Here is a 21264-nt window from a genome sequence, read left to right as displayed (position 1 = left end):
GGTAATCCAATTCATGCGCAAGTTTGATGATTCGCTTCCCCTCCGGCTGCTCAAGGCCCGAGAGGCTGCCATGGCCTTTTTCCGCCCCCTGCTTCAGGAAATCCCCCTTACCGAACAGCAATGGCGCGTTATCCGGGCACTCAATGAATTCGAGGAATTGGAATCGAAACAGCTCGCTGAACTGTGCTGCATACTCAGTCCGAGCCTCACCGGAATCATCAACCGGCTGGAACAACAGGGTTACATAAAACGTCGCAAATCACCTGAAGATCAGCGCCGAATCCTGATCAGCCTGACTGACAAAGCCAAAAGCATGTTCACCAGCATGAGCCCGCGCATTGAGGCACGTTATCAAGAGATGGCGGAGCGTTTCTCGCAGGAAGACATGAGAACGCTGGAAGAGTTGCTGAACAAACTCTGTAACGTGAAGCCCTGAAACCCCCTCATGGAGGGCCTGCCTCCCGGACTTGACGACATTGACATTAGATAACATATTAACTAGGTTATTATTTAACATGTTAATTAAATTCGAACAGCACGTCCGCCCCCTCTTCCAAGTGGAGATGACCTCGTAATGCTTCAAGAAAGTTATCGGTACTTCCTCGCCAACACGCCAGTATCGCCGAACCACCTCCTGCCCGTTCATGACAAGTATTCCGGTGAAGTGGCAACCCACGTGGCACTGGCCGATGCCGAAGCCATCGATCAGGCGATAGAGGCCGCAGCCGACGCAGCCGAGCCAATGCGCAAGCTGCCGGCCTTCAAGCGTCAGGCGATCCTCTCCCACTGTGTTAAGCGTTTCGAGGAACGCTTCGAGGAACTGGCCGAGGCACTGTGCATTGAGGCCGGCAAACCGATCAAGGATGCCCGTGGCGAGGTTACCCGGCTAATCGACACTTTCCGCATTGCCGCCGAGGAAGCGGTGCGTATCGGTGGTGAAGTGGTACCGATGGACATCAGCCCGCGTGCCGAGGGTTACACGGGCATGTGGAAGCGCGTCCCCATCGGACCCTGTTCATTCATCTCGCCGTTCAACTTCCCGCTGAACCTGGCAGCCCACAAGGTGGCTCCCGCACTGGCAGCGGGCTGTCCCTTTATCCTGAAACCCGCCAGCCTGACGCCGATCGGCGCACTGATCATTGGTGAAGTCCTGGCTGAAACCGATCTGCCCAAAGGGGCTTTTTCCATCCTGCCGTGCCGCCGCGACGGTGCTGACCTGTTCACCACAGATGATCGGCTCAAGCTGCTCAGCTTCACCGGGTCGCCAGAAGTGGGCTGGGCCCTCAAGGCCCGCGCCGGCAAAAAGCCTGTCGTACTGGAACTCGGCGGAAATGCAGCCTGTATCGTCGACGAGGGCAGCGACATCGACGACGCCGTGGCCCGTATTGTCTTCGGCGCCTATTACCAGTCCGGCCAGAGTTGCATCAGCGTACAGCGCATCATGGTGCATGAGGCCCACTACGACGAAGTACGGGAGAAGCTGACCTCTGCCGTAAAGGGACTGGTCCATGGCGACCCCAAGGATGAAAGCACCTTTATCGGTCCGATGATTTCCGAGAAGGAAGCCACCCGCCTGCATGACTGGGTCCTGGAGGCAAAGGAAGCGGGCGCCACGGTACTGGCCGGGGGTGAGCGCGACGGTGCCATGCTGCAGGCCACTCTGCTGGAAAATGTTCCTGCGGACACCGATGTGAACTGCCAGGAGGCATTCGGTCCGGTCGCGATACTGTCCAGCTTCAGCGATTTCAATGCGGCATTGGACGAGGTCAACAATTCCGACTTTGGTCTGCAAGCAGGCATTTTCACCCGGGATATCTACAAGATTCAGAGAGCCTGGGACGAACTCGAGGTGGGCGGTGTCGTTATCGGCGATGTGCCATCCTGGCGAGTGGACCATATGCCCTATGGGGGCGTGAAGGACAGTGGTATCGGTCGTGAGGGTGTGCGCTATGCTATTGAAGACATGACCGAACTGCGCCTGTTGGTCGTGCGCGACCCAAACTGAGACAGCACCGAAAAATGCCAGCGGACACCCCGGCACGCACACCGTCCATCGCCCTGATGACTCTGATCGCCATGGCTAGTCCGTTGGCGCTCAACCTGTTCGTGCCGGCGATGCCGGACGCTGTGCGGGACCTCGGGACCGAAGTCGGGGTGATCCAACTGAGCTTTACCGCTTACCTGTTCACACTGGCGTTCGGACAATTAATGTCCGGCCCTCTGGCTGACCACTTCGGCCGCCGCCCGATCCTGCTCGGGGGCCTTGTCCTCCACACCGCGGGGAGCCTGCTGGCAGCCCTTGCCCCCGATGTCACGCTGTTGATCGCTGGCCGCGTGCTGCAAGCGCTCGGTGGGAGCGCTGCCATGGTACTGGCGCGCACGATCATCATCGACATCTACGGTCGCGAGGGTGCCGCCAGCCGCATGGGCTATGTCGTCATGGCGATTGCCATCGCCCAGACAATCGCCCCGACACTCGGCGGCTACCTGAACCTCTGGGCAGGATGGCATTCCATTTTCTATGTTTCTCTAGGCATGGGTGCTGTCGCGCTGTTGGTTGCGGCCCTGCAGCTGCCGGAGACCTGTCGCGATAGAAGTGACAGCTTGCGACTGGGGCCCGTCATTCAGCGTTACGCGGGTGTCTTCAGCTCGGGAGGCTATCTTGGCTATGCACTCTCCACCACGTTCATCGCTGCGGCGTTCTACATATTCATGGGTACCTCGCCCTACATCGTCGACAGCCTGGGCGGTAACTCTGCCCTGTTTGGCACCTGGTTTCTCGCGGTTTCACTGGCATTCATGTCTGGCAGTTTCCTGTCGACGCGACTGGCCAGGTACGCCAGCGCCGATCAGGTAATGCTGCTCGGCAACGCGCTTTCACTGACCGGCGCACTGGTACTGTTCGGTTTCGCGCTCGGTGGCGAGCTGAGCTACGGCTCCCTGTTCCTGCCAATGGCAGTGGTTACGCTCGGCCGCGGACTCAGCCAGCCCAACGCCCAATCCGCTGCGATCAGTTGCTCACCGACATCGGCGGCCACCGCTTCGGGGCTGATGGGGTTCATACAGCTTTTGACGGGCTCCGTGATTGCCCAGCTGATGCCGTTGCTTCTCGGTAAAGGTGTACTGCCGATCGCCGCCTGCATCTGCCTGGCCCCCGTAGCAGCGCTCGGCGCGCACTATTATGCGCTTACCCGGCAACACCGCACGAAAGCAGAAGCCTGAGGAGAGCATCATGGTCCCATTGCGACATCCCCGGAAACTGATCGTGCTATTGGCCGCCCTGCAGGCATTCGGGCCGCTTTCCATTGATATGTACCTACCGGGACTGCCGGAGATTGCCGAGGACCTGTCCAGCCCCGAGAGCAGTATTCAACTGACCATCACGGCCTTTCTGGTGGGCCTTTTCATCGGCATGCTGTTCTATGGCCCACTATCGGACAAGTATGGTCGCCGCCCCCTGCTCCTTGGCGGCATTTCCCTTTACCTGCTCGCCAGCCTGGGCTGCGTCCTGGCCCACGACGCCAACCAGCTTGTGGCGCTGCGGTTCGTCCAGGCCCTGGGCGGCGCGGCCGCCTCCGTGCTCGGGCGGGCAGTGGTCCGCGACCTCTTCCCCGTCAATGAAGCCGCCCGTGTGCTGTCGCTGATGCACCTGATCACCATGATTGCCACCCTGATCGCCCCCCTGCTGGGTGGATACCTGCTGCTGATCTTCGGCTGGCGCGCCCTGTTTGTGGCCCTGATGGTGTTCGCCGGTACCGTCCTGGTGATAACAGCCCTCAAGATCCCGGAAACCAACACCGGAGACAGCCGCAGCGTCAGCATCCCTGGCGTCTTTGCCGCTTATTTCCGGATCGTCCGCCATCCCCTGGCCCTCGGATACATACTGTGCATGTCCTTCTCCTTCGCCGGCATGTTTGCTTACATCACCGCGTCACCGTTCGTCTACATCAACTATTTCGGTGTCCAACCCCAGCATTATGCCTGGTTGTTCAGCCTTAACATCGTCGGCATCATTCTTTTCGTCACTATTAACGCCCGGACGGTGCGAAGGACCGGTCCACGCAGGATGCTCCTGATCGGTGCCGGTATTGCGGCTGCCTCCGGCATTGCACTTCTGGTAACCGGATTGCTGGGCCTGGGAGGGCTGACGGCCATCGTCGCCGGTCTGTTTGGCTATGTCGGCGTCACCGGCGTCCTCGGGGCCAACTGCATGGCGAGCCTGCTAAAGCACTACCCACAGCAGGCAGGGGCAGCAGCCGGACTCGCCGTGGCGACCCAGTTCGGGTTCGGGGCGCTGGCAAGTTCCCTGGTCAGCGCCCTTCACGACGGCACACCGCTGCCGATGACACTGGTAGTCGGCCTGGCAGGTCTTCTCTCGGCCTCGGCCCTGGCCGTGGCGCTGCTGTCAGAGTCAGAGAAGGAGCCGGCTCATGCCCCGCTCAAAACCACCGGAAAATAGACGGAGAATCAGTTAATGCCGGGAAACAGAACCGAAAAATGCAATTTTTAACGTGAATACTGCATTTCCTGTCAAAGAGGAGCCAAGAATAATTGGATTATAGAAGTTGGAACCAGGCGCTGCCAATAACAGTCAAAAACAAGGCACGTTGTCACCCAATGCACTCACAACGCTAAACAACAAAAGGAAACTGTCATGGGAAAACTCGCGCTTGCCGCCAAGATCACGCATGTACCCTCCATGTACCTATCCGAGCTGGACGGTCCGCAGAAGGGCTTTCGTCAACCGGCCATCGACGGTCATATCGAGATCGGCCGCCGCTGCCGTGAGCTGGGTGTGGATACCATTGTCGTCTTTGATACCCATTGGCTGGTTAACGCCAACTACCACATCAACTGTGGCGAACACTTCAAAGGTAATTACACCAGTGGTGAACTGCCCCACTTCATTTCCAATATGAAGTTTGAATATGATGGAAATCCTGAGCTCGGCAAAATCCTGGCGGCCGAATGCAATGCTCAGGGCGTAGAAACACTGGCGCATGACAAGACCACCCTCGATCCCGAGTATGGCACGCTGGTTCCGATGCGCTACATGAACGAAGACCGACATTTCAAGGTTATCTCGGTCTCTGCAATGTGTACCGCCCACTACCTGAATGACAGTGCCCGTCTGGGCTGGGCAATGCGCAAGGCGATCGAAGAGCACTACGACGGCACCGTAGCGATTTTTGCCAGCGGCTCGCTATCCCACCGCTTTGCCCAGAACGGTCAGGCACCGAAGTTTGCCACGAAAACCTGGTCTCCGTTTCTGGAACGCATGGATCACGAAGTGGTTCGGATGTGGGAAAACGCCGAGTGGGAAGACTTCTGCGAAATGCTGCCCGAATACGCCGTAAAAGGCCACGGTGAGGGCTTCATGCACGACACCGCAATGCTACTGGGCGCGCTGGGCTGGTCCGAGTATGACCAGCAAGCGGAAGTACTGACTCCTTACTTCGGCAGCTCAGGAACCGGACAGATCAATGCCGTGTTCCCGATATCTCAGGTCAGCGGCGACAAGGTTCCCGGCCCACAGGCCTCTGTTACCGAGTCCTTCATTCCCGGTTCAAGCCGCATCTGAGGGTAGACACCGAAAACGATCACGGCCTGCAACGGCAGGCCGTGATCCGTGACCACCCAAGATAAATACTGAAAAGTGCAATAACCAGCCTGAATTATACATTTCCTGCACAGGCCTAACTCCGCAGAATTGAGTCAGTCCATCACATACCGCCAGAAACCGAAATTCTGTAAGAAGCGGGCGGACCAATCTCCCTACCATCCGTCCGGCCTTGAAAACAAAAAGGAGAAGTCACCATGCAGTTTCACCATCACGGATACGTATCCACCGACCCGAGAGTCGAGGAAGCGTCCGGCACGGGCATTGACCGTCCCGAGACTCTGCCGGATGTTGTCGATGTTCTGATCGTTGGCAGCGGGCCTGCAGGCATGATTGCTGCCGCCCAGTTGGCGAAATTCCCGAACATCACTACCCGTGTCGTCGAACGGCGCTCGGGACGATTGGAAATCGGCCAGGCCGACGGTATCCAGGCACGCAGTGTCGAGACATTCCAGGCGTTTGGGTTTGCCGGAAGAATCACCGATGAGGCCTACCGTATAACCGAGATGGCGTTTTGGGCCCCGGATTCCGATAACCCGGAGCACATCGCCCGCTCCTCGGTGGCGTTGGATGACCCCGGCGGTAAGATCAGCGAGTTTCCTCATCTGATCGTCAACCAGGCCAGGGTTCTCGATTACTTCGCCGAGTTTGCCAAAAACGCCCCGGCACGGCTGGAAACCGACTACGGCCTCGAATTCGTAGGGCTGACGGTTCATGACGGCGAGGAATACCCTGTCGAGGTCACATTGCGCCATACCTCGGGCGATAAAGAAGGCCAGGAATGCACGGTGAAAGCCAAATACGTCATCGGTTGCGATGGCGCGCACAGTCGCGTTCGTGAATCCATTGGCCGCAAGCATATCGGCGCCGTCTCGAATCATGCCTGGGGTGTCATGGATGTGCTGGCCAGCACCGACTTCCCCGACATTCGCACCAAGTGTGCCATTCAGTCATCAAGCGGTGGCAGTATTTTGCACATTCCCCGCGAAGGCGGTCATCTGTTCCGGATGTACGTCGACCTGGGCGAAGTCCCCGAGAATGACAACCACCAGATACGCCAGACCACCCTCGAGACCACCATCAAGAAGGCCAACCAGATCCTGCACCCCTATACCCTGGAGGTGAAGGACTGCGCCTGGTACACCGTCTACGAGGTTGGCCACCGCGTGACCGACAAATTCGATGACGTAGCACCCGGCGAAGAAGGCTCCCGGACTCCGCGGGTCTTCATCACCGGTGACGCCTGCCACACCCACAGTGCCAAAGCGGGTCAGGGGATGAACGTGTCCATGCAGGACGGCTGGAACATCGCCTGGAAACTGGGACATGTGCTGTCGGGCATCGCGCCCGAATCTCTCCTGGAGACCTATTCCAGTGAGCGCCAGGTCGTCGCACAGAACCTGATTGACTTTGATCGGGAATGGTCGAGCTTGATGGCCAAGCCCGCCGAGGAATTCGAAGATCCGCAGGAGTTGGCAGATTTCTACGTCAAAACTGCGGAATTTCCGGCCGGCTTCATGACCGAGTATACGGAGTCGATGATCACCGGCACCACCGCGCATCAGAGCCTCGCTACCGGTTTCCCTGTCGGCAAGCGATTCAAATCAGAGCGGGTAATGCGGGTCTGCGATGGCAATGATGTCCACCTGGGCCACCATGCCACCGCCGATGGGCGCTGGCGGATCTACGCCTTCGCGGACAAGGCGCGTCCCGGGGAGGATTCCCGTCTGGCCGCCTGGGCGGAGTGGCTATACAGCTCACCAGACTCGCCGGTTGTGAAGTACACCCCCGAGGGCTCGGACCTGGACAGCATCTTCGACGTCAAAGTGATCTACCAGCAACCCCACGGCGAGGTCGAATTCGGCCCGGACATCCCGGCCATTTTCGCGCCGAAGGTGGGCCCCTTCCAGGTGACCGACTATGAAAAAGTCTACGCCATAGATCCGGAGATCGACATCTTCGAAACGCGCGGTGTCGACAGAAATGGGGTCGTTGTCGTAGTGCGACCTGATCACTATGTTTCCCAAGTACTGTCATTTAGTGATGTTGATGAGCTTGCAACGTTCTTCGACGGTGCACTGCAACGCAATTTCCGGTAATGACACGCGTTGGATATTTTCGCGCAATGGGAGAGTGCTGGTTTCGGCAAAGCTTCGGGATAAGTTGGTGCCGTTGAGCCAAGGGATTTCCATGCGAAGCGCGGAGTCTGTATATCCTTTACTAGCGCCTATTTAGGGTCAGCCAGGCCGTTAAGCTACACACGGCCTGGCGTTTCGTTATTATCCCCTAGAACAACACCAGCCTTATCATTATAGCGGCCACCATCGTCAGGGTAATCCACTTCACCCACTTTGCGCCCTGCTCACCCATATTCACCCTCGCCGCAACAAAGGCACCAACGACATTACCGACCGCCAGGGTCAATCCCATTCCCCAGCGCACCTGTCCGTTGAACGCAAAAACCAGGAGAGCGGCAAAGGTGAATAGCAAGACGATGAAAACCTTGAGCACATTCACCTGACGCAAATCTATTTTCAGCATGTGGTAAAGAACCACAATGAACAACACCCCGACCCCTACCTGGATAAACCCTCCGTAAACACCAATCACAAACATGGCCAGATAAATCGCAGGCCTGAGACGATCCTTCGTCAGGGGCCTGGTATCCAGCTTTGGCTGAGGGAGAAGCAGAAACACAGATGCTCCTATCATGGCTGCAACCAGCACGAACTGAAACACCGTATCGGCAACCCAGGTAGCCACCCAGGCGCCCAGCAGGGAGCCAACAACCGCCGGGATGGCCAGATGCAAGCTCACCACCAGGTTGCTATGACCCATGCGGTGAAAACTGCTCACCGCCATCACGCTCTGCAACGTGATAGCCACCCGGTTTGTGCCGTTGGCGACCTGTGGCGGCAGACCCAGAAACATCAACAGGGGCAGGGTCAGCATGGATCCGCCAGCTGAGAGAACGTTAATAAACCCGGCAATGCCGCCGATCGACAGTAAAGCCAGGATTTCCGGAACAGTCACTCATCGCGCTCCATCGAGGATTGGAGGATTCGAAAGGAGGAAACCCCCGATCCGGAATCGTTATGACCAAAAAAAGGACTCCCGGAGGAGTCCTTTTCGTTTCGTTCGACGCGTTTTAAGCGTTCTTCTTTACCGCTCGATGTGCTGGTACTCACCCGCATCGGCAGTGGCATTGCTCACCACCAGTATCGCGATCATGGAGGCAATGAAGCCCGGAATGATCTCGTAAACACCGGGACCACCCATGAACTCGCCGTTCCATCCCAGTGAGATCCAGATCATAACGGTGGCTGCACCGACAACCATACCGGCGATGGCACCAGCACCGTTGGTGCGCGGCCACATCAGTGAAAGGATGATCAGCGGGCCAAATGCGGCACCGAAGCCAGCCCACGCGTTAGCAACCAGAGCCAGAACCTGAGAGTTCGGATCGGATGCGATGACGGCAGCGACCAGGCCGACGAGGACTACGCACACACGGCCAATATTCACGCATTCTTTGTCGCTTGCTTCCTTACGCAGGAACAGACGATAGAAATCCTCTGTCAGCGAAGAAGACGACACCAGCAGCTGACTGGAGATGGTACTCATCACCGCCGCCAGCAGAGCCGCATACAGGAAGCCTGTAATCAGCGGATGGAACAGCATATCTGACAGGATAATAAAGATGGTTTCCGGATCCTGTACGTCCATGCCGTTGCGGATAGCGTATGCGCGGCCGAACACACCCAGAGAAATAGCGCCGATCAGGGAAATCAGCATCCAGCTCATACCGATGTTCCGGGCAACCGGTACATCTTTCAGGGTGCGGATGGCCATGAAGCGCACAATGATGTGCGGCTGTCCAAAATAGCCCAGGCCCCAGGTAACCGCAGACAGCCAACCTATGAAGGTCAGGCCTTCCGTCCAGGACAGCAGCGTGGCATCCACTTCATTCAGGGTTTGCGACGCCTGGGCAAAGCCCCCGCCGCCCTCACCGAAGAGCACAACCGCCGGCATGATGACCAGCGCCAGCATCATGATACAACCCTGAACAAAATCCGTCAGACTCACCGCCAGGAAGCCGCCCACGACGGTGTAAGCCAGAACCACACCCAGGGTAATCACAATACCTGCGGCATAATCACTCAGGCCGCCAAAGTTGAAGATACCGGCAAACGCGCTTTCGAACAGCTTGCCTCCGGCTACCAGACCGGATGCGGTGTAAACCGCGAAGAAAATAACGATAACGATGGCCGAAACCGTACGCAGGGACAGGGCTTGTGTCGGAAAGCGATTCGCCAGAAAGGACGGGATGGTAATCGCGTTGCCGTAGTGAACCGTCTGTTCACGAAGACGTGGCGCGACCAGCGTCCAGTTGAAGAATGCCCCCACGAGCAGACCAATACCGATCCAGGCCGACCCCAAACCCGACGCAAACAGCGCCCCGGGCAGCCCCAGGAGCAACCAGCCACTCATGTCAGAAGCGCCAGCGGAGAGCGCTGCCACCTTTGGACTCAGGGCGCGACCGCCCAACATATAGTCCTCAGATGAAGACGTCGCTCTGCGCATTGCAAAAACGCCAATGGCAATCATGAGCGCGAAATATAAAAAGAGACTTATCCAAACACCAATAGCCATAGGGGCTCCTCCGGTTTAATGAGTCGGACTATGTCCGCTCGCAAAGCACATGGATGACCTGACGCCAACTCGCTGCACTGTTCTTCTTTTCTTTCCGAGTTCCATCTCGATTGAAGCAGGAATTTTCCATGTGACAACTTCCTGAACCTGAGCACGCAAAGAAGGTTTGCGACTTGCGCCCCGCTCGCATGCGTGAGACCGGGCTTCAGTCGCTATAACTTAGTATCAGTACGGATTCCGGGCTTACGAAATCCTACGATTCTTTTGCACAATCCTACGGGACTGGGAAACCGCCAGGCCATATCAGGCCACTCGGTCGCCAACCTGCAGTTTTGAGGGCGTAGTCCCTTTGTATTTCCGCAAGGCATTTGTCAATGCGCTTTGAGACGAGAAACCAGTACGGTAACTGATTTCAGACACCGTAAGGGTCGTTGTTGTAAGGAGGGTAGCGGCCTGATCGAGACGTGTCTGTAACAGGAACTGGTGGGGCGTTATGCCTGCCACCTCTCTGAATACCTCATGGAAACGGCTGACACTCAGGCAAGCCTCTCCTGCCATATCTTCGACGGTGATCTTCTTGTGGAGATTTTTGAGAATATAACGACGGACTGCTTCAGAACTGATGGCATTCCGGTTTGAGGGGAAGGAACGGCCTTCGGTGATACGATCGGCCATGCAGTACAGAATGCTCGAAGCCAAGTGCTGCTGTAGCGTTGTATGATCAGGAACGCGGTCGAACTCGCTGGCCGCAAACTGGACCAGCCCATGCAAACGATTGTCCATTTGCAGGGTCCGCGGCTTTTCAAAGACCCGCATCATACGCTCGTAATCAGCGTGTGCTGGAGAGTTGACGGCGGGAGTGAGCGGATCAAGATTGATGACCAGGACATGGTTCTTGTCGTTACCGCGATAATCGTGGCGGGCTTCCGTGGGCACCAGATAAGCTCTCCAAGTGTCCAGTTGGGCCCCTGCCCCATCGACGCTTAACTCGGCTTCGCCGCGCACCCCAATGACAATCTGGTGGTGTTCATGCCGGTGCTGGTGCGCGGCCATGGGAAGCTTCAGAAGTTTCGCGTTAACCATTAAAACTGCCAGCGTTTAACTGAGAATGTACCTCAATTAAAGCAGAACATTACAGAAAGTGCACGAATGGAACTGAAACTCGAGGGAAAACTCACCGTTTTCAGTCAGCCTCTGAACGGCTTAACCAGTGATTCAACAATCCCGAAACCTGCCCGGAAACCTCAGCCAGCGGGCGTGCAGCATCAATCACGTGATACCTGGAGGGCTCGGCCATGGCGCGAGCGAGATAGGTCTCCCTGATTCGCTGAAAGAATTCCAAATCCTCCTGTTCAAAACGATCGAGGTCGCCCCTCTTTCGAGCTCTGGCCATGCCGGTGTCCACGGGGGCATCCAGGACAATCACATGGTCTGGACGGATATCACCCTGAACCAGTGTTTCAAGCAGGGAAATTCGCTCCTCCGGAACACCACGCCCCCCGCCCTGATAGGCAAAGGTCGCATCGGTGAAACGGTCGCATAAGACCCACTGGCCCTGCTCAAGCGCTGGCAGGATTCGGGTATGCAGATGCTGTGCCCTGGCCGCAAACATTAGCAGCAACTCTGCGGTTTCGTTGACCGGTTCATCCCTGGGCGTCAACAAAAGCTCGCGAACAGCCTCAGCCATTGGCGTGCCACCCGGCTCACGGGTGACGATATAATCGACGCCCAGTCTAGCGAGCGTGTCAGCTGCATTCTTCAGCTGGGTCGATTTGCCGACCCCTTCCGTGCCTTCGAAGGTTATGAACTGCCCTCGCACTGTCATCCGGCATCCTCATCAGAATCACTGTTTTTTGGCGCCGGTGAAGAGCGGTAGTCTTCACGCCTGTTCAACTGAAACTCACGTACGGCTTTCTGATGTTCTGCAAGCGTGCGCGAGAATTTGTGGGTGCCGTCTCCCCGGGCAACGAAGTACAGGGCATCACCATCATCCGGGTGCAGGGTCGCATGAATGGCTTCGCGGCCTGGCAGGGCGATGGGAGTCGGGGGTAAGCCATTGATTCGGTAGGTGTTGTAGGGAGTGTGCGTGCGCAGGTCCTTACGCCCAATCCGGCCTTGATAGCTGTCCCCCATACCGTAGATAACAGTGGGGTCGGTCTGCAGTCGCATTCCCTTCTGTAAACGACGGACGAACACCCCTGCCACCTGCTCCCGCTCATGGGGCGCACCGGTTTCGCGTTCCACAATTGATGCCATGATCAGGGCTTCGTATGGATTGTCATAGGGCAGCCCCTCTTCCCGCGCCGCCCATTCCTCGGCCAGTACTGTCTCCATTCGGCTGAAGGCCCGCTTCAACAAATCCAGATCGGACTCGCTACTGGTAAAGGCGTAGGTATCGGGGAAGAATCGACCTTCGGGATGCTCACCCTCGGCTCCAACAGCCGCCATGACCTGCTCGCTGGTCCACTCGCCGGTGACCTTCTGAAGTCGCTCAGCCTGCGCCAGAGCGGCTCGCATATCCTTGAAGGTCCAGCCTTCGATAAACTGAACGTACCAGTGCTTGGTGTCTCCCGACACCATGACACCGATCATGTCTCTGGGGCTCATGCCATCAAGAAACTCGTACTGGCCGGCCTTGATCCGCGTCTGCTCCGGCTCTAGCCGACCGTATAACCTCAGCCAGAGCCGGTCTGAAACCAACCCCTCAGCTTCGAGTCGACCAACGACTTCAATAAATGAACTGCCCTGGGGAACGTCAAACAGTAGCGGTTCTTCAAGCACCACCGGCTTTTTCAAGCCTTGTAGCCCCTGCCAAACCCACAGCCCGGATCCCGCAGACGCGAGGACGGCGACACAAACGCACGCAAGCAATAACTTCTTGAGCAAACGATTTATTCCAGTGTTTCGAGAGGATTGAAGATTGTCGCAAGTCCGCTATCCACAGGCAAATGATGGCCGGCAATAGTGAGAACCGGAACAATGCCCAGAACGCTGTTCAGGAGAAACATTCCCTGGCAATCGGGGCCAAGGACATCAGGCACAGTGACGGGGCGCTCGGTTACCGGCTCCCCTCCCTGCCTCAGACGCTCCAGCAGCCACTGCCTGAGAACACCGGCAACCGCCAGACTGGCCGCCGGCGGCGTCACCCAGCCATCGCCCTGCCGGAGCAGGATGTTGGTGCGAGTGCCTTCGACCAGGTTGCCATCACGATCGGCCATGATGACCTCGAACAGCGATGGCTTGAGCTCGGCGGCCGCCAGGACCTGCTCCATCCGGTTCAGCGACTTGACCCCGGCCAATAACGGATTAACCGCCAGAGTTACCTTGGAGAAATCAACGGCGACACCATCAGGGTCCGGTGTCGGCGGCAAAGCCGATGCCGAAACCAGCAAATTGGGCTCCATCCCCGGATCAGGGCGATACCCTCGACCGCCACTGCCGCGGGTCAGGGTCAGCTTCAGAACCCAGCCGTCGTCCTTGAAGCGATCCGCAAAACGTTGCCCCGCCTCGACGCAAACGCTGGCAAGCTCTTTGCGCGACACCTCGATACCCAATCGACTGGCATCGCGCGCCATTCGCTCCAGGTGGCGGGATAGCAGAACCCCATTCTGACCAGACATTCGAATGGTTTCGAACAGCCCATCTCCATAGGCCAGACCCCGGTCATTGGCGGGCAGGCCACCTTCGTCAGCCCAGTAAAGACGAAACACGGCGAGGGTCAGCCTTCGTAGCGACGGAAAATCAGGGTTCCGTTGGTACCACCGAACCCGAACGAGTTGGATAGAGCTACCCGCACATCCGCCTGACGGCTCGCATGTGCGACGAGGTCCAGATCGCAACCCTCATCCGGATTGTCCAGATTGATGGTGGGCGGCAGGACACCATCCCGAATCGCCAGAACCGAGAAGATCGCTTCCACAGCACCGGCAGCTCCAAGCAGGTGACCTGTCATGGACTTGGTGCTGCTCATGGCCAGCTTTTCGGCATGTGCGCCGAATACCCGACGAACTGCGGCCACTTCGGCGACGTCGCCAACCTGGGTCGAGGTGCCGTGGGCGTTGATGTAGTCGATTTCTTTCAGATCAAGGCCAGCGTCACGAACTGCGTTCGCCATGGATCGGGCGGCGCCCTCACCATCTTCGGGCGGCGCTGTAATGTGGTGGGCATCGTCGCTCATACCAAAACCAACAACTTCGCCGTATATGGTGGCACCCCGTTTCTTCGCGTGTTCAAGCTCTTCAAGCACAACGACACCGGCGCCATCGCTGAGCACAAAGCCGTCCCGCTCTTTGTCCCAGGGCCGGCTGGCCTTTTCCGGTTCGTCGTTGCGGGTAGACAGAGCCCGCGCAGCCGAAAACGCAGCCATACCGGTACGCGTCGTCGCCATTTCCGAGCCACCGGCCAGCATGACATCGGCGTCGCCATAGGCAATCGTGCGGGCCGCGTAACCAATATTGTGGGTGCCGGTAGTGCAGGCTGTCACGATCGCAATATTGGGCCCACGGTATCCGAAACGGATAGCGGCATTACCGGAGATCATGTTGATGACAGAGGCGGGCACGAAAAACGGCGAAACCTTCCGGGGCCCGGACTGGTCCATGGTGAGAACGCTTTTCTCAATGTACTCAAGGCCACCAATTCCGGAGCCGATGGCAATGCCTACCCGCTCCCGATCAAGCTTGTCGAATGACTCCAGGCCACTGTCGTCGACAGCCTGCTGCGCGGCAATCAGGCCATAATGAATAAACGCATCGAGCTTTCTGGCGTCCTTGGGGGAAAGATAGGATTCCATATCCAGATCCCGGATGGCCCCTCCAATCCTTGTGTTATAGGCAGAGGCGTCAAACCGGTCGATCATACCAATTCCGCTACGCCCGGCCTGAATCGCTTGCCAGGACGACTCCACGCTATTGCCGACTGGAGACAGCATGCCCATACCTGTAATGACAACTCGCCGTTTAGCCATAACCTATTGCACCTGATCTTGTCCGAATGAATCTGAACGCAGATTGAACCTGATTTTCAGCCAATAAAAAAGCCGTCCCTCGCTGTTTCACAAGGACGGCTTTTTGCCTGGCTTTCTTAAATGCAGAGTATCAGGTGTGCGCGACGATGTAGTCGATCGCGTCCTGAACACTTGTCAGCTTCTCGGCTTCCTCGTCAGGAATCTCGGTTTCAAATTCCTCTTCCAGCGCCATAACCAGCTCAACGGTGTCCAGTGAGTCAGCGCCAAGATCCTCTACAAAAGAAGATGAGTTCTGAACTTCGGACTCTTTAACGCCCAACTGTTCACAAACGATCTTCTTCACGCGCTCTTCAACTGTACTCATAATGTCCTCACTTTGTGTGTCAACCAAGCAACTCTAGTGCTGCCAGTTTAGTTTAAACCCTACCTGCAAACAAGCAGGGATTCTGATAAACATGTTGTGCGACAAGGAGTTGCGCACAGACCCCGACTGGGGCTTATCCCATGTACATTCCGCCGTTCACGTTGATGGTTTCACCCGTCACGTATCCGGCCACATCTGATGCCAGGAAGGCAACCACGGCTGCCACTTCTTCCGGCTCGCCCAGACGACCCGCGGGTATGATTTCCAGCATAGCCTCGCGCTGCTTGTCGTCCAGTTTTTTCGTCATATCCGTGTCAATAAATCCGGGAGCCACACAATTTGCGGTAATACCCCGGTTCGACATTTCTTTAGCCAGGCTTCGGGTAAAGCCTTCCACCCCGGCCTTGGCTGCGCAATAGTTGCCCTGCCCCGGGTTGCCCATACCGGCAACCACGGAACTGATGTTGATAATCCGACCCCATTTGGCCTTCGCCATGCCACGAAGCACCGCCTTGCTGGTGCGGTAAACGCTGGACAGATTGGTTTCCAGAACTGATGCCCAGTCCTCGTCCTTCAATCGCATCAGCAGGTTATCACGGGTAATGCCAGCATTGTTGACCAGAATCAGAGGTGCACCGGATTTTTCCGTCAGCGCCTTCAGACCTGCTTCAATGCTGGCAGGATCTGCCACGTTCATAACCATGCCGTAGCCTTTGTAACCGGCCGACTGGAGGTCATTGGTGATGGACTCGGCACCGGCCTCACTGGTTGCTGTTCCGACAACTTCGGCACCCTGCGCGGCCAGCGCACGGGCAATTGCCTGACCAATACCGCGGGTAGCACCGGTTACCAGTGCGGTTTTACCTTCCAGAGACATGAATAACTCCCTTTCGTTTCAGGACTGACCGAAGGCGTCCAGCGCCTTCGCCAGCGAATCCGGGTCTTCGATACTGTGAACTGCCAAAGCCCGGTCGATACGTTTGACCAGCCCTGCCAACACTTTTCCGGTGCCGCACTCGACTGCAACTTCGACATCATTGGAAACGAGGGCACGCACAGAGTCCGTCCAGAGCACCGGAGAATAAAGCTGCTTGAGAAGGTTGGCCTTCAGTGTAGCGGATTCGGTCTCGGCGGCAGCGTTAACATTTTGTATAACCGGGATGACAGCATCATTAAAGCGCACATCCTCCAACGCTTCCGCCAACTCCTCCGCAGCGCCTTTCATAAGTGCGCAATGGGATGGCACGCTTACAGGCAATGGCATGGCCTTCTTCGCGCCTTTTTCCTTGCACGCTTCAATGGCCCGTTCAACTGCTGCAGCCGAGCCAGCAATAACCACCTGACCAGGGGCATTGAAGTTTACCGCAGATACCACATCGCCCTTTGCCGCATCCTGACAGGCTGCCACAACGTCCTCATCCTCAAGCCCAAGGATGGCTGCCATCTTCCCTTCTCCGGCCGGCACAGCATCCTGCATCAGCTCACCACGCAGGCGAACCAGCTTGACCGCTTCAACAAAATCGAGGCTCTCTGCTGCCACCAGGGCGCTGTACTCTCCCAAACTGTGACCGGCGAGAAAATCGGGAGAAGCACCACCGGCAACAAACCACTGCCGCCAAAGGGCAATACTGGCCGTCAGGAGCGCAGGCTGGGTCACCATGGTTTTATTCAATTCCTCCGCCGGCCCTTTCTGGCAGAGATCCCAGAGATCATAGCCGAGGACATTGGAGGCTTCGGAAAAGGTTCTGTTGATTATGGGCCAGGCTTCAGCGGCAGCCGAAAGCATGCCCACCGATTGCGACCCTTGTCCTGGAAAAATAAAGGCTGATTTCATAAGCGGGATCTTATCGTCATTGGGTGGTTACGTGAGATTAGCCAATAGTACAAGTTAGGCCAATTATCCGCGAATGCGTGGCCAAACCGGGACAGACTTTAGTCTCAGGCACTCAAAGCATGAGATCGTCAAGACGCTCGTTGATACGGCGGGGTACTTCCAGCTCAACTTCCCGAACGGCCTGCCGAATGGCCGACAACATGGCCCGCTCGTTGGCGTTGCCATGACTTTTTATCACCACACCCTGGAGACCAAGCAAACTGGCACCATTGTGTCGGGAAGGATCCATCAACTGCAGAAGCCGACCGATAATCGGACGAGCCAGCAGGCCGACCAGCCTGCCGTAGAGATTACGTGTGAAGGCCTGCTCCATCAGCTCGATGAGGAGACCGGCGACACCCTCGCCGGTTTTCAGGGCAATGTTGCCAACAAAGCCGTCACAGACGACCACATCAGCAACGTCCCGGAACAGATCGCTGCCTTCCACATAACCGATGTAGTTGATGGTATCGCACTGGGCCAGCATATGAGAGGCCAGCCGAACCTGTTCATTGCCCTTGATCTCTTCCTCACCAACGTTCAGAAGAGCGACCCTCGGTTCAGCCTGGCTGCAGATCGCAGAGGCCATCAGGGATCCCATCAGGGCGTACTGGTAGAGATTCTCGGCGGTTGAGTCGACATTGGCGCCAAGATCAAGGACGTGACAACGCCCCCGAAGCGAGGGAATCAGTTTGGCAATGGCCGGGCGCTCGATACCCGGATACATGCGGATAATCGTGCGGCCGAACGCCATCAATGCACCAGTGTTACCGGCACTGACACAGCCCTGGGCCTCGCCATCGCGAACAAGGCTCAGGGCGATGGCCATGGAAGAGTTTTTCTTGTGGCGAAGGGCGTGGGAGGGGCGCTCGTTCATCCGAACCACGTCCGCCGCTTCGACAATTCGAATTCGGGCGTGCCCCTCACGCAACAAAGCCTCGAGCTCGCTCCGGATTCCCACCAGAACGATGCTCAAGGCTTCGTTTTCGCGCACCGCCCGCAGCGATGCGGCAACCACAACGGCAGCGCCGCGGTCGCCACTCATTGCATCAATCGCGATGGTGACCGGTTTCACCGTTCTGCCATCCGATTCGGGGCGGTGCATAGAGACTACGAGATTACTCGTCGCGAGCTTCGATTACCTGCTTGCCGCGGTAAAAGCCGTCCGGAGAAACGTGGTGACGACGGTGAACCTCACCTGTAGTCGCATCAGTGCTCAGAGCAGCGGCGCTCAGAGCGTCGTGCGAACGGCGCATGCCACGCTTGGAACGGGTCTTACGGTTTTGCTGTACAGCCATGATTATGCTCCTGACCTGTTAACGTAAACTTTGTCTTGCTTAATAAGTAACGTCTGTTCGTTAAATGTGCGCCAGTATCCCGAGGGACAACCCACGCCCGGTTAATGCTTTGTCTTCTTGAGATCCGCCAGGACACTGAACGGATTCTCGCCCGACTTTCTCACCGGCTCTGCCCCGGAGCCGTCAGGCTCGTAGGCTTCCAGATCTTTCCGGGCCGGACACTGGTCCCGTTCGTGAAGCGGGAACGGTGGCAAAACCAGCAACAGCTCGTCTTCCACCATCGACCAGAGATCCGCCGTGAAATCATCGGTCAAAAACGGCTCAAGCTTTTTCGGCAGCTGCTGCGCCTGCTCGTCACTGGTAACAAGACCCAGCTTGAACTCGGAGACCAAAGTCACGCTCATGGCGCCCATGCACCGCTGGCATTCCAGATCAACCGGAGCGGCCAGTTCGCCCGAAACAACGCGACGACGCTCACCATCCATATAAAAAGACAGCTTCACCCGGCACGCAGCGCCTTCCGAAAACCCGAGAACGGCTTCTCGAAAACGGCCAAGCCCGCTGATGGGAATCAATCCCTCCAGTGTGCTGTTCTGTTCCGCTAACCGGTAAGGATCAACAGATTTGGGCAACTCGGCGTTGGACGCATTTGACATAGGCGCGCAATTTTAGGCGCGCAGCCCGCTGCTGTCAAAGACTTCGTTGCTTTTTCACAAGGGTTTCCGCGCAGATAGGTGTAATTTACGATAACCGCACGTCAGATACGCTGACCACGCACTTAAAGGATACTAACGATGACCCAAAAACCGCTTTTACTGGCATCTTCATCACTTTACAGAAAGGCACTTCTCGAGCGGCTGGGCCTGCCCTTTACCTGCGCCAGCCCCAATATCGACGAATCGCCACAACCAGGCGAATCCGGAGATTCGCTGGCCACGCGACTGGCCGAGAGCAAGGCACGCGCGTTGGCAGATCGCTTCCCCGGCCACTGGATCATCGGATCCGACCAGGTCGCCTGCCTACCGGATGGCTCGGTGCTGAGCAAGCCCGGCAACCATGAACAGGCAACAAACCAATTGCGCCAGAGCAGCGGTCACCGTGTGTTATTTCTTACCGGCCTGGCGCTGCTTGACGCCGATTCCGGAAAGCTCGAAAGTCTCTGCGAACCCTACAACGTCCGGTTCCGTGAACTGACTGACGAGGAAATCGAGGCCTACCTCCGGCAAGAACAACCCTACGACTGCGCCGGCAGCTTCAAGATGGAAGGTCTGGGCACCACACTGTTCGAGACCCTGGAGGGCCGAGACCCGAACAGCCTGGTGGGATTACCCCTGATTGCCCTAAACGACATTCTACGGCGCTGGGGCCGGAACCCCCTACTGGAAAACCGGCCCGCCTCCAACGGGACTTAACGCAACTCCAGGCGGGATTCGATCAGTTGACTGGCAAAGCCCTCACCGAAGGCGACACCAAGCTGATCAACAATATCCCGGAACGGCGACTTGCGTCGGCTGTAGTCCACCAGCTTTTCCTGCCCAATGATCTGCCGGGCCACATGTGATGCACTGCCAAGCCCATCAGCAAGCCCCAGCTCAACGGCCCGCTCGCCACTCCAGACCAGACCGCTGAAAAGGCGCTCGTCATCCGCCAAGCGATCACCACGCCCCTGCTTGACCGCTTCAATAAACTGTTGATGGGTGTTTTCCAGCACGCTCTGCCAGAACATCACCTCCTCTTCCTCCTCCGGAGAGAACGGATCCAGGAAAGCTTTGTTCTCACCGGCGGTATAAAGGCGGCGATCCACACCAATTTTCTCCATGACACCGGTAAACCCGAAACCGCCCGCTACAACGCCAATGGAGCCGACGAGGCTGGCACGGTTGGCGTAGATTTTATCCGCAGCTGCAGCGATGTAATAGGCCCCGGAGGCGCCGATATCGGAGATCACGGCATAAACCTTTTTCTCCGGGTACTCCTCCCGCAGACGTTTTATCTCGTCGTAGACGTATCCCGCCTGAACCGGACTACCGCCCGGACTGTTAATGCGCAGGATCACGGCCACCGAATTTGGCTCTTCAAAGGCCGTTCGGAGGGAACCAACAATATTGTCCGCACTTGCCAGCTCATCTGCAGCGATCGGGCCGTTAATCTCCACCAGAGCAGTATGCTTTCCTGCCACCCCTTCAAGGGAATCACCGAGTGGCAACTTGAACATGAACAGCAAGGCGATCAGGTAACCGAAGGTCAGAAACTTGAAAAAGATGCCCCAGCGCCGACTTCTGCGCTGCTCAGCCTGCAGCGACATCACCAGCTTTTCGATCAGCTTCCAGTCACGGCCGGACTCGGGAGGAAGCTTCGGCGATTTACGCCCGAAAAATGGCTTGCTTTCCTTGTCCGGCTCAACGGGTTTGTCACCCCAATCGGCAGACTTGTCAGATTCCCAGTCACTCATGAACGCATCCTGTCAGCAACTTCAATGAATTCGGTCTG

21 protein-coding genes are annotated in these 21264 nt (G+C 57.2%); 7 read left to right on the top strand and 14 right to left on the bottom strand.

Features of this window, described 5'->3' with window-relative positions; genetic code table 11:
* Positions 1-13: 13 nt before the first annotated feature.
* The 6 genes from hpaR to CFT65_RS09755 all read left to right on the top strand — a co-directional run bounded on the left by hpaR (position 14) and on the right by CFT65_RS09755 (position 7719).
* A complete protein-coding gene (gene hpaR, locus CFT65_RS09780) occupies positions 14-436 on the top strand; it encodes a homoprotocatechuate degradation operon regulator HpaR (protein WP_088827837.1) in 423 nt (140 codons plus the stop codon).
* A 138-nt stretch (positions 437-574) separates the two neighbouring features.
* Entirely contained in the window at positions 575-2005 is a 1431-nt protein-coding gene (locus CFT65_RS09775) for an aldehyde dehydrogenase family protein (RefSeq protein WP_088827836.1), read from the top strand.
* A 14-nt stretch (positions 2006-2019) separates the two neighbouring features.
* On the top strand, positions 2020-3222 hold the full coding sequence (locus tag CFT65_RS09770; RefSeq protein ID WP_088827835.1) for a multidrug effflux MFS transporter: 1203 nt from the start codon (positions 2020-2022) through the stop codon (positions 3220-3222).
* A 10-nt stretch (positions 3223-3232) separates the two neighbouring features.
* The gene (locus CFT65_RS09765; protein WP_088827834.1) at positions 3233-4459 is read left to right on the top strand and encodes a Bcr/CflA family multidrug efflux MFS transporter; all 1227 of its coding nucleotides are present in this window, start codon (positions 3233-3235) and stop codon (positions 4457-4459) included.
* 195 nt (positions 4460-4654) lie between these two features.
* Positions 4655-5581 carry a 3,4-dihydroxyphenylacetate 2,3-dioxygenase gene (gene hpaD / locus CFT65_RS09760; protein WP_088827833.1) on the top strand — a complete coding sequence of 309 codons (927 nt, stop codon included), beginning with the start codon at positions 4655-4657 and terminating at the stop codon, positions 5579-5581.
* A 236-nt stretch (positions 5582-5817) separates the two neighbouring features.
* Positions 5818-7719 (top strand): FAD-binding monooxygenase, encoded by a 1902-nt coding sequence (locus tag CFT65_RS09755; protein WP_088827832.1) that lies wholly within the window; start codon positions 5818-5820, stop codon positions 7717-7719.
* Between the two features lie 187 nt (positions 7720-7906).
* Here the strand turns inward: CFT65_RS09755 and CFT65_RS09750 are convergent, their stop codons facing one another.
* From CFT65_RS09750 to CFT65_RS09690, 13 genes are all read right to left on the bottom strand, one after another.
* Complete coding sequence (locus CFT65_RS09750) at positions 7907-8653, bottom strand: sulfite exporter TauE/SafE family protein (protein WP_088827831.1); 747 nt, start codon at positions 8651-8653, stop codon at positions 7907-7909.
* A 129-nt stretch (positions 8654-8782) separates the two neighbouring features.
* On the bottom strand, positions 8783-10273 hold the full coding sequence (gene putP / locus CFT65_RS09745; RefSeq protein ID WP_088827830.1) for a sodium/proline symporter PutP: 1491 nt from the start codon (positions 10271-10273) through the stop codon (positions 8783-8785).
* 303 nt (positions 10274-10576) lie between these two features.
* Positions 10577-11356 carry an AraC family transcriptional regulator gene (locus CFT65_RS09740; protein ID WP_088827829.1) on the bottom strand — a complete coding sequence of 260 codons (780 nt, stop codon included), beginning with the start codon at positions 11354-11356 and terminating at the stop codon, positions 10577-10579.
* A 100-nt stretch (positions 11357-11456) separates the two neighbouring features.
* Positions 11457-12098: a dTMP kinase gene (gene tmk / locus CFT65_RS09735; protein WP_088827828.1), complete on the bottom strand. Its 642-nt coding sequence runs from the start codon at positions 12096-12098 to the stop codon at positions 11457-11459.
* The gene (gene mltG, locus CFT65_RS09730) at positions 12095-13159 is read right to left on the bottom strand and encodes an endolytic transglycosylase MltG (RefSeq protein WP_088827827.1); all 1065 of its coding nucleotides are present in this window, start codon (positions 13157-13159) and stop codon (positions 12095-12097) included. Before mltG ends, tmk begins: the two co-directional genes overlap by 4 nt.
* A gap of 5 nt (positions 13160-13164) precedes the next feature.
* Complete coding sequence (gene pabC / locus CFT65_RS09725) at positions 13165-13983, bottom strand: aminodeoxychorismate lyase (RefSeq protein WP_088827826.1); 819 nt, start codon at positions 13981-13983, stop codon at positions 13165-13167.
* A gap of 8 nt (positions 13984-13991) precedes the next feature.
* Positions 13992-15239: a beta-ketoacyl-ACP synthase II gene (gene fabF, locus CFT65_RS09720; RefSeq protein WP_088827825.1), complete on the bottom strand. Its 1248-nt coding sequence runs from the start codon at positions 15237-15239 to the stop codon at positions 13992-13994.
* Positions 15240-15369: 130 nt separating this feature from the next.
* The gene (gene acpP / locus CFT65_RS09715; RefSeq protein ID WP_008174976.1) at positions 15370-15603 is read right to left on the bottom strand and encodes an acyl carrier protein; all 234 of its coding nucleotides are present in this window, start codon (positions 15601-15603) and stop codon (positions 15370-15372) included.
* 133 nt (positions 15604-15736) lie between these two features.
* A complete protein-coding gene (fabG, locus tag CFT65_RS09710) occupies positions 15737-16480 on the bottom strand; it encodes a 3-oxoacyl-ACP reductase FabG (RefSeq protein ID WP_088827824.1) in 744 nt (247 codons plus the stop codon).
* A gap of 18 nt (positions 16481-16498) precedes the next feature.
* The gene (fabD, locus tag CFT65_RS09705) at positions 16499-17437 is read right to left on the bottom strand and encodes an ACP S-malonyltransferase (protein WP_088827823.1); all 939 of its coding nucleotides are present in this window, start codon (positions 17435-17437) and stop codon (positions 16499-16501) included.
* Positions 17438-17549: 112 nt separating this feature from the next.
* Positions 17550-18551, bottom strand: coding sequence for a phosphate acyltransferase PlsX (gene plsX, locus CFT65_RS09700; protein WP_416376641.1), 1002 nt, complete (start codon positions 18549-18551; stop codon positions 17550-17552).
* Between the two features lie 43 nt (positions 18552-18594).
* Positions 18595-18774, bottom strand: coding sequence for a 50S ribosomal protein L32 (gene rpmF, locus CFT65_RS09695; protein WP_008174968.1), 180 nt, complete (start codon positions 18772-18774; stop codon positions 18595-18597).
* 101 nt (positions 18775-18875) lie between these two features.
* Complete coding sequence (locus tag CFT65_RS09690) at positions 18876-19430, bottom strand: YceD family protein (protein ID WP_088827821.1); 555 nt, start codon at positions 19428-19430, stop codon at positions 18876-18878.
* A 138-nt stretch (positions 19431-19568) separates the two neighbouring features.
* Here CFT65_RS09690 and CFT65_RS09685 point away from each other — a divergent pair, with 138 nt between their 5' ends.
* A complete protein-coding gene (locus CFT65_RS09685; RefSeq protein ID WP_088827820.1) occupies positions 19569-20186 on the top strand; it encodes a Maf family protein in 618 nt (205 codons plus the stop codon).
* Here CFT65_RS09685 and CFT65_RS09680 read toward each other — a convergent pair.
* A complete protein-coding gene (locus tag CFT65_RS09680) occupies positions 20183-21226 on the bottom strand; it encodes a S49 family peptidase (protein ID WP_088827819.1) in 1044 nt (347 codons plus the stop codon). The genes CFT65_RS09685 and CFT65_RS09680 overlap by 4 nt on opposite strands.
* Between the last annotated feature and the right edge of the window lie 38 nt (positions 21227-21264).

This window comes from Marinobacter sp. es.048 (assembly GCF_900188435.1).
Lineage (GTDB): Bacteria > Pseudomonadota > Gammaproteobacteria > Pseudomonadales > Oleiphilaceae > Marinobacter.
This window is presented reverse-complemented; position numbering and strand designations above follow the sequence as displayed.